21 protein-coding genes are annotated in these 20,719 nt (G+C 62.8%); 9 read left to right on the forward strand and 12 right to left on the reverse strand.

Translation table 11 applies throughout. The features are described 5' to 3' along the window. Positions 1-407: 407 nt before the first annotated feature. The 3 genes from CFB40_RS34230 (at position 408) to CFB40_RS34240 (ending at position 2,631) form a co-directional block, all read left to right on the forward strand. Positions 408-695, forward strand: a complete 288-nt coding sequence (locus CFB40_RS34230; protein ID WP_143329932.1) for a hypothetical protein — start codon at positions 408-410, stop codon at positions 693-695. Between the two features lie 687 nt (positions 696-1,382). Next, on the forward strand, positions 1,383-1,715 hold the full coding sequence (locus CFB40_RS34235) for a barstar family protein (RefSeq protein ID WP_089433822.1): 333 nt from the start codon (positions 1,383-1,385) through the stop codon (positions 1,713-1,715). 337 nt (positions 1,716-2,052) lie between these two features. After that, positions 2,053-2,631, forward strand: a complete 579-nt coding sequence (locus CFB40_RS34240) for a DUF4337 domain-containing protein (RefSeq protein ID WP_089433823.1) — start codon at positions 2,053-2,055, stop codon at positions 2,629-2,631. A 117-nt stretch (positions 2,632-2,748) separates the two neighbouring features. Here the strand turns inward: CFB40_RS34240 and CFB40_RS34245 are convergent, their stop codons facing one another. Further along, positions 2,749-3,147, reverse strand: coding sequence for a hypothetical protein (locus tag CFB40_RS34245; protein ID WP_143329933.1), 399 nt, complete (start codon positions 3,145-3,147; stop codon positions 2,749-2,751). Between the two features lie 262 nt (positions 3,148-3,409). After that, positions 3,410-4,495 (reverse strand): helix-turn-helix transcriptional regulator, encoded by a 1,086-nt coding sequence (locus CFB40_RS34250; RefSeq protein WP_256976960.1) that lies wholly within the window; start codon positions 4,493-4,495, stop codon positions 3,410-3,412. Between the two features lie 410 nt (positions 4,496-4,905). Between CFB40_RS34250 and CFB40_RS34255 the strand changes: the two genes are divergently transcribed. Next, a complete protein-coding gene (locus tag CFB40_RS34255; protein WP_089433826.1) occupies positions 4,906-6,018 on the forward strand; it encodes a histidinol-phosphate transaminase in 1,113 nt (370 codons plus the stop codon). Between the two features lie 63 nt (positions 6,019-6,081). On the opposite strand, the gene CFB40_RS34260 is transcribed toward CFB40_RS34255, so the two are convergent. After that, a complete protein-coding gene (locus CFB40_RS34260) occupies positions 6,082-6,333 on the reverse strand; it encodes a hypothetical protein (RefSeq protein WP_089433827.1) in 252 nt (83 codons plus the stop codon). 453 nt (positions 6,334-6,786) lie between these two features. On the opposite strand from CFB40_RS34260, the gene CFB40_RS38410 reads away from it, so the two are divergent. Then, entirely contained in the window at positions 6,787-7,005 is a 219-nt protein-coding gene (locus CFB40_RS38410; RefSeq protein WP_143329934.1) for a hypothetical protein, read from the forward strand. 115 nt (positions 7,006-7,120) lie between these two features. On the opposite strand, the gene CFB40_RS34265 is transcribed toward CFB40_RS38410, so the two are convergent. Beyond that, positions 7,121-7,609, reverse strand: coding sequence for a RidA family protein (locus CFB40_RS34265; RefSeq protein ID WP_089433828.1), 489 nt, complete (start codon positions 7,607-7,609; stop codon positions 7,121-7,123). Between the two features lie 282 nt (positions 7,610-7,891). On the opposite strand from CFB40_RS34265, the gene CFB40_RS34270 reads away from it, so the two are divergent. Next, complete coding sequence (locus CFB40_RS34270; RefSeq protein ID WP_011350136.1) at positions 7,892-8,191, forward strand: H-NS histone family protein; 300 nt, start codon at positions 7,892-7,894, stop codon at positions 8,189-8,191. A 161-nt stretch (positions 8,192-8,352) separates the two neighbouring features. Here CFB40_RS34270 and CFB40_RS34275 read toward each other — a convergent pair whose 3' ends face one another. From CFB40_RS34275 to CFB40_RS34300, 6 genes are all read right to left on the reverse strand, one after another. Further along, positions 8,353-8,685 carry a cupin domain-containing protein gene (locus tag CFB40_RS34275; protein WP_089429845.1) on the reverse strand — a complete coding sequence of 111 codons (333 nt, stop codon included), beginning with the start codon at positions 8,683-8,685 and terminating at the stop codon, positions 8,353-8,355. Positions 8,686-8,906: 221 nt separating this feature from the next. Next, positions 8,907-9,746, reverse strand: a complete 840-nt coding sequence (gene aroE / locus CFB40_RS34280) for a shikimate dehydrogenase (protein ID WP_089433829.1) — start codon at positions 9,744-9,746, stop codon at positions 8,907-8,909. A 7-nt stretch (positions 9,747-9,753) separates the two neighbouring features. Continuing rightward, a complete protein-coding gene (locus CFB40_RS34285; RefSeq protein ID WP_089433830.1) occupies positions 9,754-10,968 on the reverse strand; it encodes a CaiB/BaiF CoA transferase family protein in 1,215 nt (404 codons plus the stop codon). Beyond that, positions 10,965-11,426, reverse strand: coding sequence for a MaoC family dehydratase (locus tag CFB40_RS34290; RefSeq protein WP_039347828.1), 462 nt, complete (start codon positions 11,424-11,426; stop codon positions 10,965-10,967). The genes CFB40_RS34285 and CFB40_RS34290 overlap by 4 nt, the downstream gene beginning before the upstream one ends. 1 nt (position 11,427) lies before the next feature. Continuing rightward, positions 11,428-11,820, reverse strand: a complete 393-nt coding sequence (locus CFB40_RS34295) for a VOC family protein (RefSeq protein WP_089433831.1) — start codon at positions 11,818-11,820, stop codon at positions 11,428-11,430. Then, complete coding sequence (locus CFB40_RS34300) at positions 11,817-12,767, reverse strand: ketopantoate reductase family protein (RefSeq protein WP_089433832.1); 951 nt, start codon at positions 12,765-12,767, stop codon at positions 11,817-11,819. Before CFB40_RS34300 ends, CFB40_RS34295 begins: the two co-directional genes overlap by 4 nt. A gap of 104 nt (positions 12,768-12,871) precedes the next feature. Between CFB40_RS34300 and CFB40_RS34305 the strand changes: the two genes are divergently transcribed. Both CFB40_RS34305 and CFB40_RS34310 read left to right on the forward strand, forming a co-directional pair. Then, positions 12,872-13,792 carry a LysR family transcriptional regulator gene (locus tag CFB40_RS34305; RefSeq protein ID WP_089429850.1) on the forward strand — a complete coding sequence of 307 codons (921 nt, stop codon included), beginning with the start codon at positions 12,872-12,874 and terminating at the stop codon, positions 13,790-13,792. 355 nt (positions 13,793-14,147) lie between these two features. Continuing rightward, positions 14,148-14,687, forward strand: a complete 540-nt coding sequence (locus tag CFB40_RS34310; RefSeq protein WP_089433833.1) for a cytochrome b — start codon at positions 14,148-14,150, stop codon at positions 14,685-14,687. Between the two features lie 257 nt (positions 14,688-14,944). Here CFB40_RS34310 and CFB40_RS34315 read toward each other — a convergent pair whose 3' ends face one another. After that, a complete protein-coding gene (locus tag CFB40_RS34315; RefSeq protein ID WP_089429852.1) occupies positions 14,945-16,111 on the reverse strand; it encodes a porin in 1,167 nt (388 codons plus the stop codon). Between the two features lie 115 nt (positions 16,112-16,226). Between CFB40_RS34315 and CFB40_RS38415 the strand changes: the two genes are divergently transcribed. After that, positions 16,227-16,763 carry a hypothetical protein gene (locus CFB40_RS38415; RefSeq protein ID WP_143329935.1) on the forward strand — a complete coding sequence of 179 codons (537 nt, stop codon included), beginning with the start codon at positions 16,227-16,229 and terminating at the stop codon, positions 16,761-16,763. Between the two features lie 645 nt (positions 16,764-17,408). On the opposite strand, the gene CFB40_RS39440 is transcribed toward CFB40_RS38415, so the two are convergent. Further along, complete coding sequence (locus tag CFB40_RS39440) at positions 17,409-20,666, reverse strand: beta strand repeat-containing protein (RefSeq protein ID WP_089434030.1); 3,258 nt, start codon at positions 20,664-20,666, stop codon at positions 17,409-17,411. Positions 20,667-20,719 lie beyond the last annotated feature (53 nt).

Raw genomic sequence — 20,719 nt, forward strand, 5'->3', positions numbered from 1 at the left:
TGACAGTACAGGGTACAGCAGCCGGCCAACCTGTCTCCCGGCCTCGGCGTGTGCGGATAGTCGAGAGCTAACGCCCGGCTGGGATTCAATCTCCTGATGCGGCACGGATGGATTCGTCCACGATCAAAATCGATCATTGATCCCCTTTCTCAATGCACCCCTCAGGTCACCGTGATCACTTGCATTCGGCGTTTGGGACGCCGCAGTGATCATGACGCATGCAACGGAATTTCCGGAAATCTGTCGCAAAGCTCGCCGCGCGCGAGCCGCGCCACACTCATCAAAGGCTCCGGCAAGGCTGACAACAATCCTTTGCAATCCATATCCCGGTTCCATGCTTGAATGCCATGTTCGGACAGAACACCGGCAATTGGCCAGAGTCTTACGTCCCCCCACGCCAATACCAGATGAAAACCGCGAACCCGGTTGTGAAGATCGTGACGATTGCCGCCTTGGCCACACTGTCGGCATGTACGACGTCGACCGCGCCGCAGCAGACGATTGCCCCGCTTCCCATCGCGGACAGCGGGCCGTGCTGCGGTCCGGTGACGGCTGAGGGGCGTCGGCTGCTCCGTGCGCTGGACGGCCTCGATGTCAAACATCACTGGCCTGCCAATCGAGAGGTCCGCTTCCCCGCACTCCGCTATTTCGCGCACGCAATCGACTTTGACCATCCCGATTCGTCAGCAGATTGAAATCGAATGTTGACACCACGGCGGTAGCACCATCGGATGGGTTCGACGCGCGCCGTTGACGGTAGCGCCTGCACCGCAGTTCACCGTGGCAGCTCGTCAGGGCCCTTGATCGGATCGTCAAACTCGGTTCGGCCAGGAACGGACATTCGACGTGGATGCCTATATTGGCGACAATCGCTCAGACTCATCTTGCACGCGACATCCCCCGCCCAGTTGAACAAGATCCGAGATGAAATCGCCCTCAATAGTCAAGCCGCTTGAACATCCCTTGGCTGCATTCTCGTCGAACATCGATTCTGCTCGCGACGTCGCTGTCGCTGGACTACGATGGCCAACTCCGTATTGGTGTGACCTCGCGATCGGGTGGTTGGAACAAGGTCTGGCGGTAGATGTCGAGATAGACGAAATACTGCGAGATATTTCCCAGAGTCGACGCTATCCGCAGAGCCTTCGGCACCGTGCATTTACGCTACACGTAAATTTCGCAAGGAACCGGGTAGTCGAATAGTCCATATACCTACGGTTGATCGGTCTCTTGGGACGGTAGCGACGATGCCACGCTCCAGCTTGGTTGCAAACGAACGCCGACACCCGGTCAAAAGGACCATTTGACGTTAGCTTCAAGAGCATTGACAACTTTCATATTGGTTCATCAATTGACCGGACGCAGACGTGAGGTGAGACGCAATGACAATTGTGGTTGTAGACACGACTGAAATCACGGATTGGCCATCCTTTCATCGGGTCCTGTCAAAGAGCTTTGGCTTTCCATCGTTCTATGGCAACAACATGGACGCATTGATCAACTGTTTCAGTTATCTCGATGAGCCGGATGCCGAGATGACTAATGTGCACGTTCTACCGGGGCGTACATTGGCGATACAACTCGGTGCTGTGAACAATTTCAAGGTGCGTTGCCCAGAGCAGTTCGCGGCTCTGCAAGACGCATGTGCTTTTGTGAACTGGCGCCGCACTCGCGAGCAGGATGCTCCATTGGTCACGCTGTCGTACCACGACTGAATTGACATTTATCGACTTCTGCCACACATGCTCTGCTGGGACACGGTGATCTTCTGCGGCTACGAATGGCTGCTTTGGAGGATGCCGTCCGTCCGCTCCGGATCGACAGCTGTCGACTCATACTCGGGAAGCGGCAATTCATGCACAATGTCGAACCATCGCCCTTTTGGCGGGAGTCGGCGTTCCGCAGACCATTGCCCGTTCGTTCACACTTTCGCACGAACGGACTGCCCAAACTGAGCTGCGACCCAGCGATAGTGCTGCCCCTTTTGCTGCACGCTCCTCACGTGCGTGGGAACCGCGTACAAGCCCTTCAACTCATGCGAACGTTCTTGTCATGCCAGAAGATTTCGAAGTTCACGGCCCGCACGATCATGCAGTAGAGCACCCTGCGGCGCATGAAGAAAGCCACGGAGCGGCGCGCATCGCCGTGATGACTGCTGTCCTCGCCTGCGTCGGCGCGATTTCCGCATACCAGAGCGGTGCGGAAGAGAATTTCGCGTTGCTGCACAAGAACGAGGCCGCGATCCAGAAAACCGAGGCAGCAAACCTGTGGGCCTATTACCAGGCAAAGGGCGAGAAGCAGAATCTAGCCGAGCTCGGTGCGGCGTTGAGTCAGGAAGCATCGCCGCAAAGAAAGCGTTTCGAAGCAGACGCGGCGCGGTATCGCGAAGAGAAGGAGCCGATCCGCAAGCGCGCCGAAGCGCTCGAGCAAGAGGTCGTGAAGAGCAATGCTGCAAGCGAGGAGCGGCTACACCGGCATCATCGTTGGGCGCAGGCCACTACCATCATCCAGATCTCGATCGCGCTTGCTGCGATCACGATTCTCACGCGGCGGAAATGGATGCAACACCTGTCGATGGGGGCTGCCGCGATCGGCGTCGTGCTGGCAGGGCTGGCGCTCTTTGGTGTGTAGCGGCCCGACGAGCGGGCGCTTGTCGGCCAGTTTCTGCCGTTCGCCAGACAGTTTCAGATCGCCGCCAGTCACCGTCGACAGTCAACTTTCGTCAACCGAAACGGCAGACAGGCGCTGTTAAGCTTTGACCTTCGTGAGATAAAAAACGCAGGCTCTGGCGTCAGCGGCGACCTCACTGTGTGCGCTGGCAACAAGTTGCCGGATTACATGCAACTCGCTTGGGCCGCCGATTACCGCCGCAATTTGAACGGCGCGCCTGACCAAATCGGGCTGCTCGGATGCCAACGCCGCCCGCACTACAGCACACGCTTTCTCGCTGAAATCCGGGATGGTTCGGGAGAATTCTTCAACAATTTTCCGCAGGTGATCCACGCCCACGTACCCCGGCGGTTCTTGTCGTGTCTGTCCCCAGGTGAATGAGTTTCCGTGCGGACCACGTGCCGCCAGCCAACGCCAAATCTCGTTGGTGGGATCTCCACCAAGCCTAATGACCTCGTTGACGATTGTGCTATTCATAGGGGCTGACCACCTAGTGAGAACGGCAAATTATCGACGGGACCCAATGTCCGATGCTGTAAGTTTGAGGGTGAGCGGCGGCTATCGGCAAGCTGCAGTCAACCGCGCACAACGAAATGCCGCTACGTTGACGCCGCAAAAAAACCAATCGCACGAACTCCGACACACCACCGCAGAATCGGTGGCGCGACTGGCCGTAAGTCACTTACTTTCTGCGCAAGCAGTTGCCGATACCCTTACTCCCTACACCCACCCCGCCCCCTCACGTCTGCATAACCAACGACGTAAGCTGCGCCGCCCGCCCCACCGCCGTCTTCGCATAGATCGACTTGATCTGCGTGCGGATCGTGCCGATCGACACGCCGCGCAACCCAGCGCATTCCTGCGGCGACAACCCGTCGCAACACAGCAGCACGGCAAGATCAGCCTCGGCCGACGACAGCCCGTAGAACACGCGCAGCCGCTGCGCGCGGGCCGACGGCGCACGCAAGTCGGCGGCCGTCATCAGCGTCGCGACGCCCGGCCGCTCGCGCACCAGGCGCGACTGCTCGGGCACCGGCATCAGCGCCAGCGGCAACGGTTCACCCGTTGTGCGCCGTAACAACAGCCCGCCGCGCGCGTACGCGTGCCGCCATTGCGCATCGTCGACACAGCCTTCCGGCGCGAATCGCCCGTTCACGACCCGCAGCGCCGGTTCCGCCGCGATCAGCTGATCGGCCGCGCGATTCGTGTAGCGCAGCTCACGCTGCGCGCCGAGCAGGAAGACGGGCACCGGCAGCGCATCGAGCGCCGATTCGGCGGCGGCCACGCGCGCCTCGAGCTCGCCGATCCGCGCCTGGATCTGCAGCGCACGGCTGATGTGCATCCCCATGTTTTCGATCGCGTGGCGCTGATCGTCGGACAGCCCCTGCGATTCGAGGCCGCCCTGGACGCTGAGGAATGCGCCCGAGCCCTCGCTGCGATGGATGTACAGGCCCGAAATGCTGCCGAGCCCGAAAGGGTGAAGGAATTCCTGATAGAACGCGCTGTGCGAGCGCTGGTGCGCGGACAGGTGCTTGACGTCCTCGAACCAGCGCCCCGCCGGCCAGTCGGCGGCGACCGGCACGACCGGGTCGTACCGATAGAACTCGGTGTTGTAGGTGTGGTAACACGCGGCGACCCATGACGCGTCGTCGCCCGCCGCCTGCTCGATCGCCGGCACCCGCGCCGCGTCGTCGAATGACAGCAGCGTGACCATGCGCACGCCGACGCACGATCGCAGCCCGTCCAGCACCGTTTCCCATCGTTGATCGCCCAGCGCCGCAGCGTAGACGTCATCGATCCATGCGGATGGAATCAACCCGTTCATTTGCATCTGGCCACCCCGCGCCGTGCGTTTTTGTCGAACGTCTTCTGCGCATCTTAGTCAATCGGCGCCCACGTTTAAATCACTCGTTCGCGTTTGATCGAAATACCACGTTTGTTACCGCTTATCGTCTGACGTAATGGCCGTTATTCCGGCCCGCACGGTGTCGCCGGCTTTTCATCCGGATCACGGTATGCCATGATGCAGCGCATGACGATTCGAAACACCACGCTCTCGCTGCACCATCACCACGGACGCCCGCTGTTGCGCCGTGGCTCGTTTCGCATCTAGCAATTGCATCGGGTGAATGCCCGATCAAGACGACAACCAAGGCGCCTCCGGCGCCTTTTTTGTTTTTTGCCGCCTTGAGAGCGGACTGCGCCTATCAATCGAACCCGTATGGAGTGTTTTCAATGCAACAGCCCTGGAAAGACATCGCCTTGTCGGATTTACCGCTCCGCGAGGATCTCAAGTTGCGGCACGCGTACGGGGCGCCGCAGCTCGATGTGCCGGTCTGCCTGAACGTCAACGAGAACCCCTATCCGCCGTCGCCCGCGCTCGTCGCGCGCATCGCCACCGCGGTGGCCGACGCCGCGCGCGCGGCGAACCGCTATCCCGACCGCGACTTTGCCGAGCTGCGCGCGCATCTGGCGGCGTATCTGATGCACGACACCGGCGTGGCGGTCGACGCATCGAGCGTCTGGGCGGCCAACGGCTCGAATGAAGTGATCCAGCATATCCTGCAGGCATTCGGCGGCCCCGGGCGATCGGCGCTGGCCTTTACGCCCGCATATCCCATGTATGACGAATACTGCCGCACGACTTTCACGCGCCTGCATACATTGCCGCGCACCCGGGATTTCGCGCTGGATCTGGATCAGGCCCTCGACAGCATCCGCGAGCACCAGCCGAGCGTCATCCTGCTGACGTCGCCGAACAACCCAACCGGCACCGCGCTGCCGGTCGACGATATCCGCGCGATACTCGACGTCGCGCCGGGCGTGGTGGTCGTCGACGAGGCCTATGCGGAATTCCGGCGTCACGGCGTCCCCAGCGCGGTGACGCTGCTGCCGGAGCATCCCCGGCTCATCGTCACCCGCACGCTGAGCAAGGCGTTCAAGTTCGCGGGCGGCCGCGTCGGGTATTGCGCGTGTGCGCCTGCGATCGTCGAAGGGCTGAAGCGGGTTCGATTGCCCTACCACCTGTCCGCCTTCACTCAGGCGGCGGCCTGTGCGGCGCTGGTCGCGCGTGACGAGATGCTGTCGCAAGTGGAGGCGATCAAGGCCGAGCGCGATTCGACCGTCGACTGGCTGCGTGGCCTGGGCCTCACGGTCGCCGATTCCGATGCCAACTTCGTGATGTTCGGCGAGTTTGCGGATCGGCACCGGATCTGGAGCGGCCTCCTGCGTCACGGGGTCCTGATTCGGGAGTCCGGGCCGCCGACGTATCTTCGCGTGTCGATCGGCACCGGCGCGGAGATGGCCGCGTTTCGTGCGGCACTGCTTGACGTGATGGCACCCGAATAAGCGACCGGCCATCCGGTCGACGACGCGATGAGGCCCATGCGTGGGCCGTATCCGACGATGTACTTACTTCATCGTCGCGAACCGCATTTCCATCGTGTGGATCTTCGCGAGCACCGCTTCGCTGAGCTTTCTGACGTGGCGCGGCACATCGGGCGCCGACAGCAGCTCCTCGATTCGCCCGCGCCAGTAGCTGGGATGCCGCACGCGCCCCGCACCCGACATCGACACATCGTCAGCGCTCGTCTCGCTGTCCAGGAGAGCCACCATTCGCTGAATGTGTGAGAGCTCTCGTTCTGCAAAGTCTCGTGCCAGCATATTGATTGAAATTCCCCGAAATACGACAGCAGGCCTTCCGTCATCAACGCGCCATCGTGTTGCGGTGTAAGGCATTCACCGCACACGTCAGTCGCCATCGTAAGCAGAAGCTGTGTCAGTAAACCGCGTGGGCATTTGCTGATTTCGATACGGATTGGGGAGCCTGTCCGATTGTTCCGACGACTTCCGGCCCCGATGCCCTGGGGTCAATCGTAGGCTGACTGTCGGGCGATGGCATCTCCCAAAGTGGGGATGCGGGGCGATATTGGCGGGGCGGTGTTTCCGGAATTTTCAGGTCGTCGGGCGTTGCGCGGAAGGCATGCGGTTGCCGGCTGAAGACAAAATCGAGGTCAGTTGACTATCTCGACGACGCGCGTCGGGCGTATGGCTGACCGGTAGGCACGAGGCGAGCATGTACAGTGTGCACGCGAGTAGCGCGTCTGCACGCACAGCGTGCAGACGCGAACATGCAGCGCTGCGCCGTGGACCGCGGGCGACCTGCGCGCCCTGCTCAACAAATCGGCGCGCGAGATTGCCTGGACACGAATCGAACGACAACACAGCCAATTCACCCAATCCGCCGCGCACCTTCATATCGCAGATATCGAACACAGTCTGAAGCTTTGCGAGATCCTCATCGGCGAGCAGGCTGTCGAAGTCCTTTGGTGGTAATTGCTGGCTTTGCTTTCCGTATTGCTAGCGCGTGCTTTCACCAGCAGGCGCGTCGTGCATCGGCTATAGGAATGTTTCGCGCAACTACACACTCGCGAGACAGGATCCGCTGAAGTCAGATACCGACATCGCCCTGCTTCAGCCCGAAAATGAAATCGACTTCCACCGACGCCCCTTTGGGCAATTGCAGCACGCCGACCGACGTACGCGTATGAACGCCTGCATCGCCAAGCACCGCGTACAGCATGTCGGATGCGCCGTCGGCGACTTCGCTTTGCATCGTGAAGCCGGGTGCGCTTCGCACATACACGGTGATGCGCGGCACAGTCGCGATCGCGTCGAGTGTGCCGCGGTGCTTCCTGATCAGCGACAGCGCACGCAGCACCGATACGCCGGCGGCCCTGCGACCTTCGTCGAGCGAAACGGATTCCCCCACTACGCCCACGAAATGCACCACGTCGCCGATTCGCGGAATCTGGCCGGCAATGTAGGCCGTGTTCCCGTCGACCAGAATGGGCGTGTACTTTCCGCCGATCCTGATTTCCTCGTCCGGATTGAAGCCGAATTCGGCCGCGACCTGCGTCAGCTTATCGTCTCTGTTCATTGGTGAATCCCCCGATACTTCAGAAAAATGTAAAGAATAATTAAGTCTCGCGCGGATGTCTCGACGAAAAAATCCCGCCGCGACCGATCAAAGCGACGTGCCGCCGCCGTTAAAAAGTTTCCGGGTAATCCTCTACGTTTTCTCAAACATGACACACTTTTCAGGTGTTCGAAGCAGTCCTGCATTGCTTTATCGATGACAAATCTCGTAGTCGAAGAGAATTTCCTCAAAACTTTCTGCTGAAACCGCTATCATATGTGTACTCAACCTGAAGAGTGATACATGGCAACGTACAAGGAACTGAAAGCCCAAATGGAAGCTTTGGCCGAGAAAGCCGAAGCTGCACGTGCCGCGGAATTCCAGGCGATCGTCGACGACATCCGCACCAAAGTTGCGGAATTCGGCATTACCGAGAAAGACATTTTCGGTACGCGTCGTGGTCGACCGGCCAAGCAAGCGGCCGCCCCCGTGCAGGCAAAGTATCGCGACCCGAAGACCGGGGCAACCTGGTCGGGCCGCGGTCGCGCGCCCGCATGGATCAAGGACGCGAAGAATCGCAATCGATTCCTGATCCAGGAATAAGATTCTCGACGCGCACCGGCGCGCGCTAGCGCGCCGCCCTGCTATTTGGGCATCGATACCGGCGGTATTTAAAGGCCGCTCCGGTGTGGTGACGATTTGCGCCATCCGGCGCGTGGTTGCACGCTACGCGCCGGATTTCATGCTGCCCAATATTTCCTGATTCAACGTTCGTAATAAATCGCAAGCCAGACGGATTGTGTTGCTTCGTGCGTCCACGCGACGCGATGACGGCAATGCGGCTCGATCAGCACGTAGTCGCCGGGATGCATTTCATGGCGCGTCGGACCTTCTTCGAATTCGAGTACGGCGGCGCCCGACAGCAACACGACCCATTCGGCGCGCGAGTCGTCATACCAAAAGCCATCGGGGCTCGCGTGCCCCATCGACACGATTCGCTCTACGTTCAGACGCTGCCCGGTGACGAGGCGGTCGATTTGTTCATCTTTACCGCGCTCGCCATCGGTGGTGAAAAGATTGCCGGTTTGAAGTTGCATGGGGCGGCCTCGTCGATGATCGTCGGGGAAAGAATCGTGCGTTGAGTGACGCAGACTTTCACCTCAGTCTAACGATCACCATTGACACTGACTCGTTTCATCGGAAACAGCATCATAGCGTTCCACATGCCTGAAACCGGCCGCGGATTCAACCCGTCGATACATCGAATTGATGAACGCGCTCAGCGGATGTATCGAAGTCCCGTATCGCTCGCGGACGTTCACACTCGATCCAGCGGAACGGTAAGCAGGTCGATCACCGCTTGCGTCTCGGGGCGCACGCCGCGCCACCACGCAAAGGCTTCCGCCGCCTGCTCCACCAGCATGCCAACGCCATCCGCTACACCGGCGACCCCTGCATTGCGCGCGAGTCGCAAGAACGGCGTGAGGTGCTTGCCATAGGCCAGTTCATAGGCTGTGCCATGCGGGCTGAACACGCCGGGCGGCACGGGCGGCAAATCGCCTGTCAGACTCGCGGACGTCGCGTTGACCACCAGATCGAAGCGCCCCATACGCTCGAGTTCCCCGTAAGCGCATGCCGTTATCGGGCCATACGAAGCCAATTGCGATGCCAGCGCTTGCGCTTTCTCGACATGACGATTCGCCACCACCAGTTGTGCGGGGCGCGCGCCCAGGAAGGGAAGCAACGCGCCGCGGGCCGCGCCGCCGGCACCCAGCAGCAACACACGCTTGCCCGCGAACGGCGTGTGAAGATTCACCTCGATATCACGCAGCAGGCCGATGCCGTCGAAGTTGTCTGCGAGAATCCGACCGCCGTCGAACTTGAACGCGTTCGCCGCGCCTGCAAGCGTCGCGCGCTCGCTGCGCTCATCGGCCATGTCGAATGCCGCAAGCTTGAACGGCGCCGTGATGTTCATGCCCTTGCCGCCGGCCGCGATAAATTTCCGCACCGTTGCCGCGAACGCGTCAGCCGGTTCGCACGGCCCCTCGATGGCCGTGTAGTGCATCGCCTGCTGCGTCGCTTCGGCGAAAAGCCCATGAATCAGCGGGGATTTCGTATGGCCGATCGGATTGCCGATCACCGCATAGGTATCGCTCATCGTCGCCTCACTTGTCGAACAGCACGCCATCGGTTTGCATCGCATCGATCTCGGCGGGCGTGAAACCCAGCGATTGCGCGACTTCGGCATTGTGCTGCCCCAGATCCGGGGCAACCTCTCGGATCGTGGTATCGCATCCGGAAAACCGGAACGGCAGATTCGGCAGGCGCAGCGTGCCGTAACGCGGATGCTCCTGTTCGACGATCATGCCGCGTGCCTGGATTTGCGGATCGGCGATCACTTCGTCGATGCGTTGCACCTTCGCGCAAGGCACATCGATGCCGTCGAGCAGTTCGAGAATCTGCGTCACCGTGCGCGCGGCGACCCACGGCTCGACCACGCCGAGAATGTCCAGCCGATGCGTATTGCGACCCACGCTATGGTGAAACCGCTCGTCGGTGCCAAAGCCGCGCGGCCCGCCGCTCGCTTCGATCAGCGACGCGAAGCGCTTCCACGCATCGTCCACCTGCGCGGCGATCACGAGATCGCCATCGGTCGCGCGAAACACACCATAAAGCGTCGAGCCGGGCATGTCGTGCCCGGTCTGTTCGGGCAGCACATCGGCAAGCGTGTAGCACTGGACCGCATATTCGTGCATCGAGACGAGCGTGTCGTAAAGCGCCATGTCGATGTGCTGCCCTCGCCCGCTTTTCACGCGGCCGAGCAGTGCCGCATTGATGGCCGCGACCGCGTGAATGCCCGTGTACATGTCCCCAAGCGAAATACGCAGCAGCGGTGGGCGGTCGCCGGGCGTGCCGACCATCTGCATGATGCCGCTCTTGGCCTCGGCGATCAGTCCGAAACCCGCGCGATGGGCGTCCGGCCCCGTGTGGCCATACGCGGAAATGGAGCAGTAGACCAGCCCTGGATTGCGCGCGGAAAGCGCTTCGTAGCCGAGCCCAAGTTTGTCGAGCGCGCCGGGCCGGTAATTCTCCACGAATACGTCGGCCGAATCGCAGAGCCGCTCCATGAAGGCCTTTCCGCGCGGGTCCTTCATGTTCACGCTGACGCCGCGCTTGCCCATATTGAGCTGCAGAAAATAGCCGCTCGAGCGAGCGTCAAGCACGGTCGCGTGCTGGCGTCCCGCATCGCCGCTGCCGGGTCGCTCGACCTTGATCACTTCCGCACCCAGCGCCGCGAGGCAACGCCCCACGTACGGACCCGCGAGAAAGTGGCTGTAGTCGACGACACGAATCCCTTCCAGTGGACGCGCCTGTTTCATCGTTCAGCTCCCGGCCGGCGCGGCACCATCAGACGATGCTCACCTCGCTGCACCACTTCGCCGTGCTGATTGATCAGCTCCGAAGGAAGCGTCACGATGCCCCAATCCGGGCGGCTCTTGCTCGGGCGCATCGCGCCGATGCGAAACTTCACATGCAGCACGTCATCGACCTTGATCGGCAGAACGAAGTCCCAGCTCCAGCCCAGCGACATGCCCGGCACAAAGCGATAATCGCTGCGGGTCTTCAGGCCATCGGCAATCGAAAGACCAAACAATCCATGCGCAACGAGGCAGCCAAAGTGGCTCGCGTTCGCATACGCTTCATCGACGTGCACCGGTGTGTGATCGCCGGTGAGATCCGCGTACGCGAGAATGCGTTCCTTCGTGACGGTGTAGCTCGGGCTCACGCATTCGTCGCCTTCGCGTGCGTCGTCCCAGTATTTTTCGACGATGGTCATGTCATGCCTCCGCGCGCGGATTGATGGCGAGCGCCTGGCCCACGCAGCGCGCGGGTTTCGCCTGAATGAATTCGATGGCGAGACCATCGGGCAAACGCAGCCAGTTCGCACCTTGCGGCATGGGCTGCACGTCGTAGCGGCGGGCGGCGGCGAGCGAGGCTTCCACGTCCTCGCACATGATGCCGAGATGGCCAAGCCTTCCTTCGGGGCCCGAAAAATCCGGCTGGTGGATGAACTGCATGCCGCCGAGCGTCCAGTACTGGCGCGGCGCTTCGGTCGTGCCGTCGACCTCGCGCATCGTCATGCCGAACACCTCCTCGAAAAAACGGATGTGCCAGTGGATGTCGCGCACGAAGACGGCGACATGTTCGAGATAGGCTTTCGGTTGGCTCATGCTTGCGCCTCCGCTTTCCGGCGGTCGACCATCGCGCGCTCGATGCCCTTGATGCACGCAACCAGCGTGGCGTTGACCGGCGTCGGCACACCGTAACGCGCGCCCCAGCGCACGACCGAGCCGTTGATGAAGTCGATTTCGGTCACGGAACCTTTTTCGAGGCTTTGCAGCATCGACGTCTTGAACGCAGCGGGCAAGCCCTCGGCGGCAAGCGACCACGCCTGCTCCGGATCGTTCATCGACAGGGTGACGCCTGCCGCCTTCGCGGCCGCGATCGCTTCCGCGACGGCCGCCAGCGAAGTGGCCTTGAGCAGCGGCTCGTCATAAAGCTGGCCGTAAGTCAGCGACGTGATGCCGGTCAGCGCGCCCGTCGCGACATTCACGAGCAGCTTGTCCCACATGGTGCCGACGATGTTGTCGCTGACCTGCGTGTCGAGGCCCGCGTGGCTGAATGCGTCGGCAATACGTCGAACGCGATCCGTCACGCGTCCGTCCAGTTCGCCGATGATGGTGTGCTTGCCCACGACGCCCGACTCGATGTGCCCCATGCCGCGGAGTACGCCCCCCACATAGGTCTTGCCCGCGAGCACGCGTTCGCGGCCCACGGCGTCGGCAAGAATGTCTTCGTGACCGAGGCCGTTTTGCAGTGACAGCACCAGCGTTTCAGGTCCCACCAGCGCTTGCGCGCCGCGAATCGCCGCATCGGTGTGGAACGATTTGACGAGCACGATCACGACCTCGGCCACCCCTGCTTCGTCCGGCCGGGTGGTCGCGCGGACTTGCACCTGGCGCGTGCCGCTTGCGTCGTCGACGCGCAGGCCGTGGGCTCGCATCGCATTGACATGATCGGGCGAGCGGTCGATCAGCCAGGTCTCGTGGCCGCCTTCGGTGAGCGTCGCGCCAATCGCGCAGCCCAGCGCGCCGGCACCCAGAATGGCAATTTTCAAGTGCGTCTCCTTAACGTGTGACGTCACGATAGGAGCCGCTTCATCATGTCGCAATACAATGGATACAATGACATCATTGCCACACGCAATATCGTTGATCTGCGATGACCCCGACCGATCTGCCCGACCTCAAGCTGCTGCAGTTGTTCGACCTGCTCTACGACACGCGCAGCGTCACACGCGTGGCTGAACAACTCGGCCAGAGCCAGCCGACCGTCAGCATCTGGCTCGCGCGGTTGCGCGAGCATTTGCACGATCCGCTCTTTATCCGGACGCCCGGCGGCATGGCGCCCACACCGCAAGCGGATGCGTTGATCGGCCCATGTCGGGAGATTCTCGAATCGTTGCGGCGCTTCTCGGCCTGGGAAATCGCCTTCGATCCGGCGACTGCGCAAAGACGCTTTCGCATCTGCATGACCGATGCGAGTCACGTGACGCTGCTGCCGCGTCTGCTCGCCTACGTGCGCGCACAAGCGCCTCGCGTGCGCCTGGAAGCTGCGCGGATCGACGGCAACACGGAACGCGCGCTCGAATCGGGCGAGGCCGATCTTGCGATCGGATACGTGCCGTGGCTGAGCGGCGGCATCTATCAGCAACAGCTATACGAGCAGGATTGGGTGTGCCTGGCGAATCGCCATCATCCGCGTATTCGCAAGCGGCTCGGCGTCAAGGCGTATCGCACCGAAGGCCATGTGGCGATCACGGGAGGAACGGGCACGGCGCTGCTCGAGCAGGCGCTCGTGCGGGAGCGCATTGAACGGCAGGTGGTGCTCGAATTGCCCGGTTTTCTGGGGCTCGGCGCCATTGTGCAGACCACCGATCTGATCACGACCTTGCCGCGCCATATCGGCGAGACGCTGGCTCAGGCCAGCGATCTCTCGGTACATCCCTGCCCCATTCCCGTCGAGGGCTTCGCCGTTCGGCAACACTGGCACGCGCGCTACCATCAGGAGGCCGGCAATCGCTGGCTGCGTTCGGTCGTGGCCCGGCTGTTCGGCATGTCTGGAGCGGACGTTACAGGCTGACGATTTGCCGTTTCGGCATCGATGTCTGCGGGTCCATCGCAACGATCGCGCGCACGCTCGCGGAAATATGGACGCCGTGACGGAAAGCGATCGTTGGCATGGCCGTCGAACATCAGTGATGGTCGCGCCGGCACAAGCCGCACCTCAGACGTCGCAAGTATTGCGGCCGGTGCAATGCCGCCAAGGACACTCGATTCCTTTCAACACATATCGATTGCCTTCCACATGAAAGGAATGGCGACGGATCCGTGCCGCGGGAATAAAACCAGGCCGACTCCGGTATATCGGGGCGTCAGGCCGCTCACCACGCCGAACGAGCCGGTGCACGACGCCCAACCGAACCGGAGAGACCGCAATGTCACACCCCAACCACGTCGCCTACACACGCTTCGCGATCGCCATGCACTGGTCGATCGCCATCTTGATCCTGTTGAACCTGATGATCGGGATCTACATGGATACCTTTCCGCACAACTCGTCTCAGTTCAACGGCATCCTGTTCTATCACGCGTCGATCGGCAGCCTGATCTTCATGCTGACCGTGCCGCGCCTCGCGTGGCGTGTGACGCATACGCCGCCGCCGCTGCCGGCCAGTGTTCCGGCATGGCAGGCGCGGATCGCCGGTGCACTGCACGGCGTGCTGTACCTGCTGCTGTGTCTCGTGCCGCTGACCGGCTACGTGCACCGCCTCGCTGGTGCCCATCCGGTCAGTTTCTTCGGCATCGCGGAATTGCCGGTGCTGGTTGGCCGCGACGAACCGCTGCGACTCCTGACCGATTCGCTGCATCGCGCGCTGGTGCTGACGCTGGGCTTGCTGCTGGTCATGCACGTCGCGGCCGGGCTGAAACACAAGTTCGTCAATCGGGACGGTGTCGCGGAGCGGATGGGAATCTGAGCGCGACCTGGCGGTTGATGTTCGCCCGAAACGGCCACCCGAACATCGGGATCCCAAGCAGCCGACATTCGTCGCTGTACGCAATGTGGATGTGGGATGATCGTCCCGCCATGCAGCAACTTCGTCACTGTCTGCAGAACGAACGATCGATGAGGGGAATTTTCAGCTCACGACACCCGCCCGAGGTGGGGCGCTGCCAGAAGAATGCTGCTCTGCCGGAGTAGTGCAACCACTACTCCGGACTTCCACGCCGGCGATCAGAAGCCGTGGTACATGCCGATGTTGACTTGAACCTGGTTGCCGCCCGATGCGGTGTTGCCAAAGTCCGCAACGGAAGCCTGCGCGCCCTTGGCATGAACGTACCCGCCCATCGCGTACAGCGCGGTGCTCTTCGACAGCGAGTACGTCGCACCCAGCGACACCTGGTTGATCGACGCCATCGTGCGGCCTTCGGCAGCCAGCGCGGGCGTGGCCGCGGAGCCGTAGACATACGTGTACCCGGTCGCCAGCGACAGCGCCGGCGTTACCTGGTACTGCAGGAGCGCGCCCAGCACGTTGAAGTGGATCGACGGCTGGCCGGCGTTGCCCTGGTACTGCGCGTTCGAGTAGCGCAAGCCAGCCGTGTACGGACCGATCTGATATTGCGTGGCGACTTGCGCGATGCCCGCGCTCTTGAATGCATTGCCGCCGTTGTAACCCGAACTCGGATAGCCCAGCGCACCACCGAAACTCGGCTGCGCCGTTGCGTTCATCCACCCGTTCTCACCCTGGTTTGCCGCATGGAAATAGCCGCCGGCGACCGTCAGACCGCCCTGAGCGTAGTTCGCCGCCACCGACCACGACTGGCCCGAACCCATCGAACCGGCCACGCCGCCGAACGAGTACGCGCCTTCGGCCTGGAAGCCGTGGATGAGCGGCGAAATGTACTTCACGGCGCTGTTCTGGTTCGTCGTGTTGTCGTTGTTGTCCACGTCGCCCGGGGTCGAGAACGTCGACGCCGAAATGGCGTCGCCCGTCAGGACCTGAACCATTTCCGTCACGGCGTCGAGCTGGCGCCCCAGACGCACGGTACCGTACTGATCGGAAGCGAGGGATACGTATGCCTGGCGGTTGAACAACGAGCGCGTGGAACCGATGGGCCCCTGGCCGCCTATGCCGCCCGTACCAATGTTGAAGCCGTTTTCGATCTTGAAGATCGCCTTGAGGCCGCCGCCGAGATCCTCCGTCCCCCTGAGGCCCCACTTGTTCGAACCTGCGGCACCACCATCGAGGCCGAACCGCTTGTGGCCATTGATGTTCGACGTGTAGCCGATACCTGCATCGAGCATGCCGTACAGGGTGATCGACGACTGTGCCATTGCTGCCGACGATGCTGCGAAGGCGGCAACAGCGATAACGCTGACCTTGATTTTCTTGTTTTTCATCTGTATTTCACTGTCAGGAGTGGTTGCGGGATTGTTTGAAACGGGTTTTGTTGTATTCGAAGGCAGATGACGGCGCATGGGCTGCACGTCGTCTCAGGTTGCAGCAGCCGGCTTCATGTTCGCCAGATCGGCATATTCGACTCGATCATTTCGTTATCCTCAAAATTTCATGCAGGAAGGCGCCTCGCATCTCGACCTGTCCCGCATTCCATCGATTGGAACCATCGCGGCGTCCCGCCTGGACGAAAGCCGCTGCCTTGCTTCCGTTGTCGCTCCAGCTGCTATCGAATTCGCCATCCGGACGAACAGATGTGCCGAATCCGCGAAGCCGAAAAACTCGAGCGGATCGCCACGCGGAACCGAACGTTTCTTCAATGGCAATTCGAAGAAGCATTGGGTCGTCACGTTCCACACTCACGCCATACCCACGAGCGAAGTGGGCGAAGACGAAACCGGGCCACGCTCCACCCGCGACAACAAGCGCTATGGAAATGCCGACCGCCGTCGCAGGCTGATCGAGCGTCCGGTTCAGCCGCTGGAGAAGCACGCGAACTTTTCGCCAATCACCAATGCAAGCGGGACGCGCTTTGCAGGTGCGAAAAACCATATCAGGAACATAAATCGTCGTCAAAATTTGTTTGATATAAGTTAATCGCGTTTGATACCCGTGCGGACTACCGGGATTTCCCTGATAGGAATTGGCGCCAGGACGAAGTGTTGGAAAAAGCCGTGCCGTCGGACAAAGACCTCGTGCGGAACGGGTACGCCCAGGCGGGAGCGGCAGACGTTCTCTACCGTGATATCGCGTCGCTCCTGACATGGCCGCGGGACATAGCCATTCAGGTTGGCATCGCGGAGATACGCCTCGTCTACGCCGGACGCCGGCACGGACGCAACGCGCGAAGCGGCGTCGGCGAAACGGTTCGTATCGGAAACCGAAGCGAATTTCTCACTGAATGCATTGCGGTTATTCGGGACACGGGATTGCCCAATGCCACGAGGGATACGGGACGCTGGCGCGCCCTCCATCTAATCCGGAACGTTGGATATTCAACGTCGACGCAATGTCATTGCCTGGATCGCCACGTGCAAGGGTCAGCGTTCCCGCGCCATTCCGGGATGAGCCCACGTCCCGTCAGTTGCATTGCGGATGACGCGCTCGACAGGTTGTTCAAAACGGGGGGATGGAGATGGCGTGTCGCAAGTGATGAGCCCGCCATCCCGCGACCGTCGATCGTGTCGAACATGAAACGTAGCGGCCGCCCAATCCATGCGGCGGCCGCGGAAGCGACTTCGCCTACTTCTTGACCACCGGAACGGTGAGCGAACTGACGAGCGCCGTCACCGGTGCCAGCAGACCACCACCCGTCACAGCGCCGCCCCCTTGCCCGGAATTGCCGTTCAGCGAGACAGCCAGTGCCGGGACGACGCCGGCCACCGAGCCGACAGCCGAACCGACAGAATGCACCGCCGTGTTGACGATCGTCGCGCCGCCGGAGACAAGTGTGCCGACTGCGTTGGTCGCACCTCCGACTGCACCGGCTGCCGTGCCGCCGTTGAGTGCGACACTCAGTGCCGGCAACGTGCCTGCGATCGCGCCGGTCGTACCGGTTACGGTGTTCGCCAGCGTGCCCGCGAGGCCGGTCGTCACCGTCGCGAGGGATCCGGCTGCACCGCTTGCGCCGTTGATGACGCCGGTTCCGGAGCCGATGATGCCGCCGACGCCGCTCGTTGCAGGTCCGATCAGCGACGTGACGGCGGATGCGATCGGCGTGATCGCCGCCGTGCCGCTGCCGGCGATTCCGGTTACCGCGCCGGACGCCGCACCGATTGCACCATTGGCGGCACCGATCGGCAGCGATCCGCCGAGGGTGCCGACGATGCTGGTGATCGGCGTAATCAGCGCGCCGCCATTGCCCGCGACACCGGTGACAGCGTTGACGACTCCCGTGCCGGTGTTGGCCACCGTGCCCACGACACCACCCAGGCCACCGATCGCACCACCGCTGCCGCCAACACCGCCCAATGCGCCGGTCAACGTGCCGACTGCGCCGGTTGCCGTGTTGGCAACCGTGCCGACGACGCCTCCCAGGCCACTCGTTGCACCACCACTCCCGCCGATGCCACCCAGTGCACCGGTCAACGTGCCGACGACGCCGCCCAGGCCACCCGTTGCACCACCGGTCCCGCCGATACCACCCAACGCGCCGGTCACCGTACCGACGACGCCACCGAGCCCCCCGGTCGGATCGCCACTGCCGCCAACGCCTCCCAAGGCTCCCGTTACGGTACCGATCGCGCCGGTTGCCGTGTTGGCTACTGTGCCGACGACCCCACCCAGACCACCCGTTGCACCACCAGCCCCGCCGATACCGCCCAAGGCGCCCGTCACCGTGCCAACCACTCCGCCGAGACCACCGGTCGGATCGCTGCCGCCAACACCACTCAGTGCACCCGTTAACGTGCCGACTGCACCGGTTGCCGTGTTAGCTACCGTGCCAATGACGCCGCCCAGACCACCCGTTGCACCACCAGCCCCGCCGATGCCGCCCAAGGCGCCCGTCACCGTACCGACCACACCGCCAAGACCACCAGTCGAACCACCGCTGCCGCCCCCGCCGCCCAGTGCACCGGTGACCGTACCAACCGCACCAGTCGCCGCGTTGGCTACCGTGCCAACGACGCCGCCCAAGCCACCCGTTGCACCACCGGTCCCGCCAACACCACCCAGCGCACCCGTCAACGTGCCAACTGCACCGGTCGCCGTATTGGCTATCGTGCCAACGACACCACCCAGGCCACCTGTCGCGCCACCCGCCCCGCCGATGCCGCCCAAGGCTCCCGTGACCGTGCCGACCACACCGCCGAGACCACCAGTCGATCCGCCGCTGCCACCCACGCCACCCAGTGCACCGGTTACCGTACCAACCGCACCAGTTGCCGCGTTGGCTACCGTGCCAACGACGCCGTCAAGGCCACCCGTTGCGCCACCAGTTCCGCCGATGCCGCCCAACGCGCCGGTCACCGTACCGACCACGCCACCGAGGCCACCGGTCGGATCGCCACTGCCGCCAACGCCACCCAAGGCTCCCGTTACGGTACCGATTGCACCGGTCGCCGTATTGGCTACCGTGCCAACGACACCGCCCAGGCCACCCGTTGCGCCACCAGTTCCGCCGATGCCGCCCAACGCGCCGGTCACCGTACCGACCACGCCACCGAGGCCACCGGTCGGATCGCCGCTGCCGCCAACGCCACCCAAGGCTCCCGTTACGGTACCGATTGCACCGGTCGCCGTATTGGCTACCGTGCCAACGACACCGCCCAGGCCGCCCGTTGCGCCACCAGTCCCGCCGATGCCGCCCAACGCGCCCGTCACCGTTCCAACCACACCGCCGAGACCACCAGTCGAACCACCGCTGCCGCCCACGCCTCCCAGCGCTCCAGTCACGGTGCCAACCGCACCGGTTGCCGCGTTGGCTACCGTGCCAACGACACCGCCCAGGCCACCCGTCGCACCACCCGTCCCGCCAATGCCGCCCAACGCGCCGGTCACCGTACCGACCACACCGCCGAGACCACCAGTCGAACCACCGCTGCCGCCCACGCCACCCAGCGCGCCAGTGACCGTACCAACCGCACCAGTTGCCGCATTGGCTACCGTCCCAACGACACCGCCCAGACCACCCGTTGCGCCACCAGTCCCGCCAATACCGCCCAACGCGCCAGTCACCGTCCCAACCACAACGCCGAGACCACCGGTCGGATCGCTGCCGCCAACACCACCCAATGCACCCGTCAACGTACCGACTGCGCCGGTTGCCGCGTTAGCTACCGTGCCAACGACACCGCCCAGGCCACCCGTCGCACCACCAGTCCCGCCAATACCGCCCAACGCGCCCGTCACCGTGCCAACCACATCGCCGAGACCACCAGTCGAACCACCGCTGCCACCCACGCCACCCAGTACACCGGTGACCGTACCAACCGCACCAGTTGCCGCATTGGCTACCGTGCCAACGACACCACCCAGGCCACCCGTCGCACCACCCGCCCCGCCGATGCCGCCCAAGGCTCCCGTGACCGTGCCGACCACACCGCCGAGACCACCAGTCGGATCACTACCGCCCACGCCGCCCAGCGCACCGGTGACTGTACCGAGCACACCCCCGATGCCGCCTGTGGCGCCACCGCCGCCACCCATCCCGCCGAGTGCCCCCGTCACGGAGCCGGCCACGCCCGCGACCGGCTCGAGCAATCCGTTACCCAGATTGATGGCCGCACTCCCCGCCGCCGACCCTGCCGCCCCGATCGCGATACCGCCGGCATTCGTCGGGCTGCCAACCGAGACGATCGCGTTCCCCCAACCCGCCACGGTGCCGACGAGCCCCCCAGCCGCCGACGAACCGCCGCCGATGATCACGCCATCGGCATGACTCAGGCTTCCGGGCACGGACGTCACGACCACCGCCTCGGACGCGCTGGCGGCCACGCTGAACAAAGCCGCGACCGACAAGGCGATACCTGTCAATTTCACGTTCATTTTCGTTTTCATGAAGACCCTCATTTCGGTTGGACAACCGCGGAACAGCTCGAACGATGACGCCT

This window comes from Burkholderia sp. AU31652 (genome assembly GCF_002223155.1).
Classification (GTDB): Bacteria; Pseudomonadota; Gammaproteobacteria; order Burkholderiales; family Burkholderiaceae; genus Burkholderia.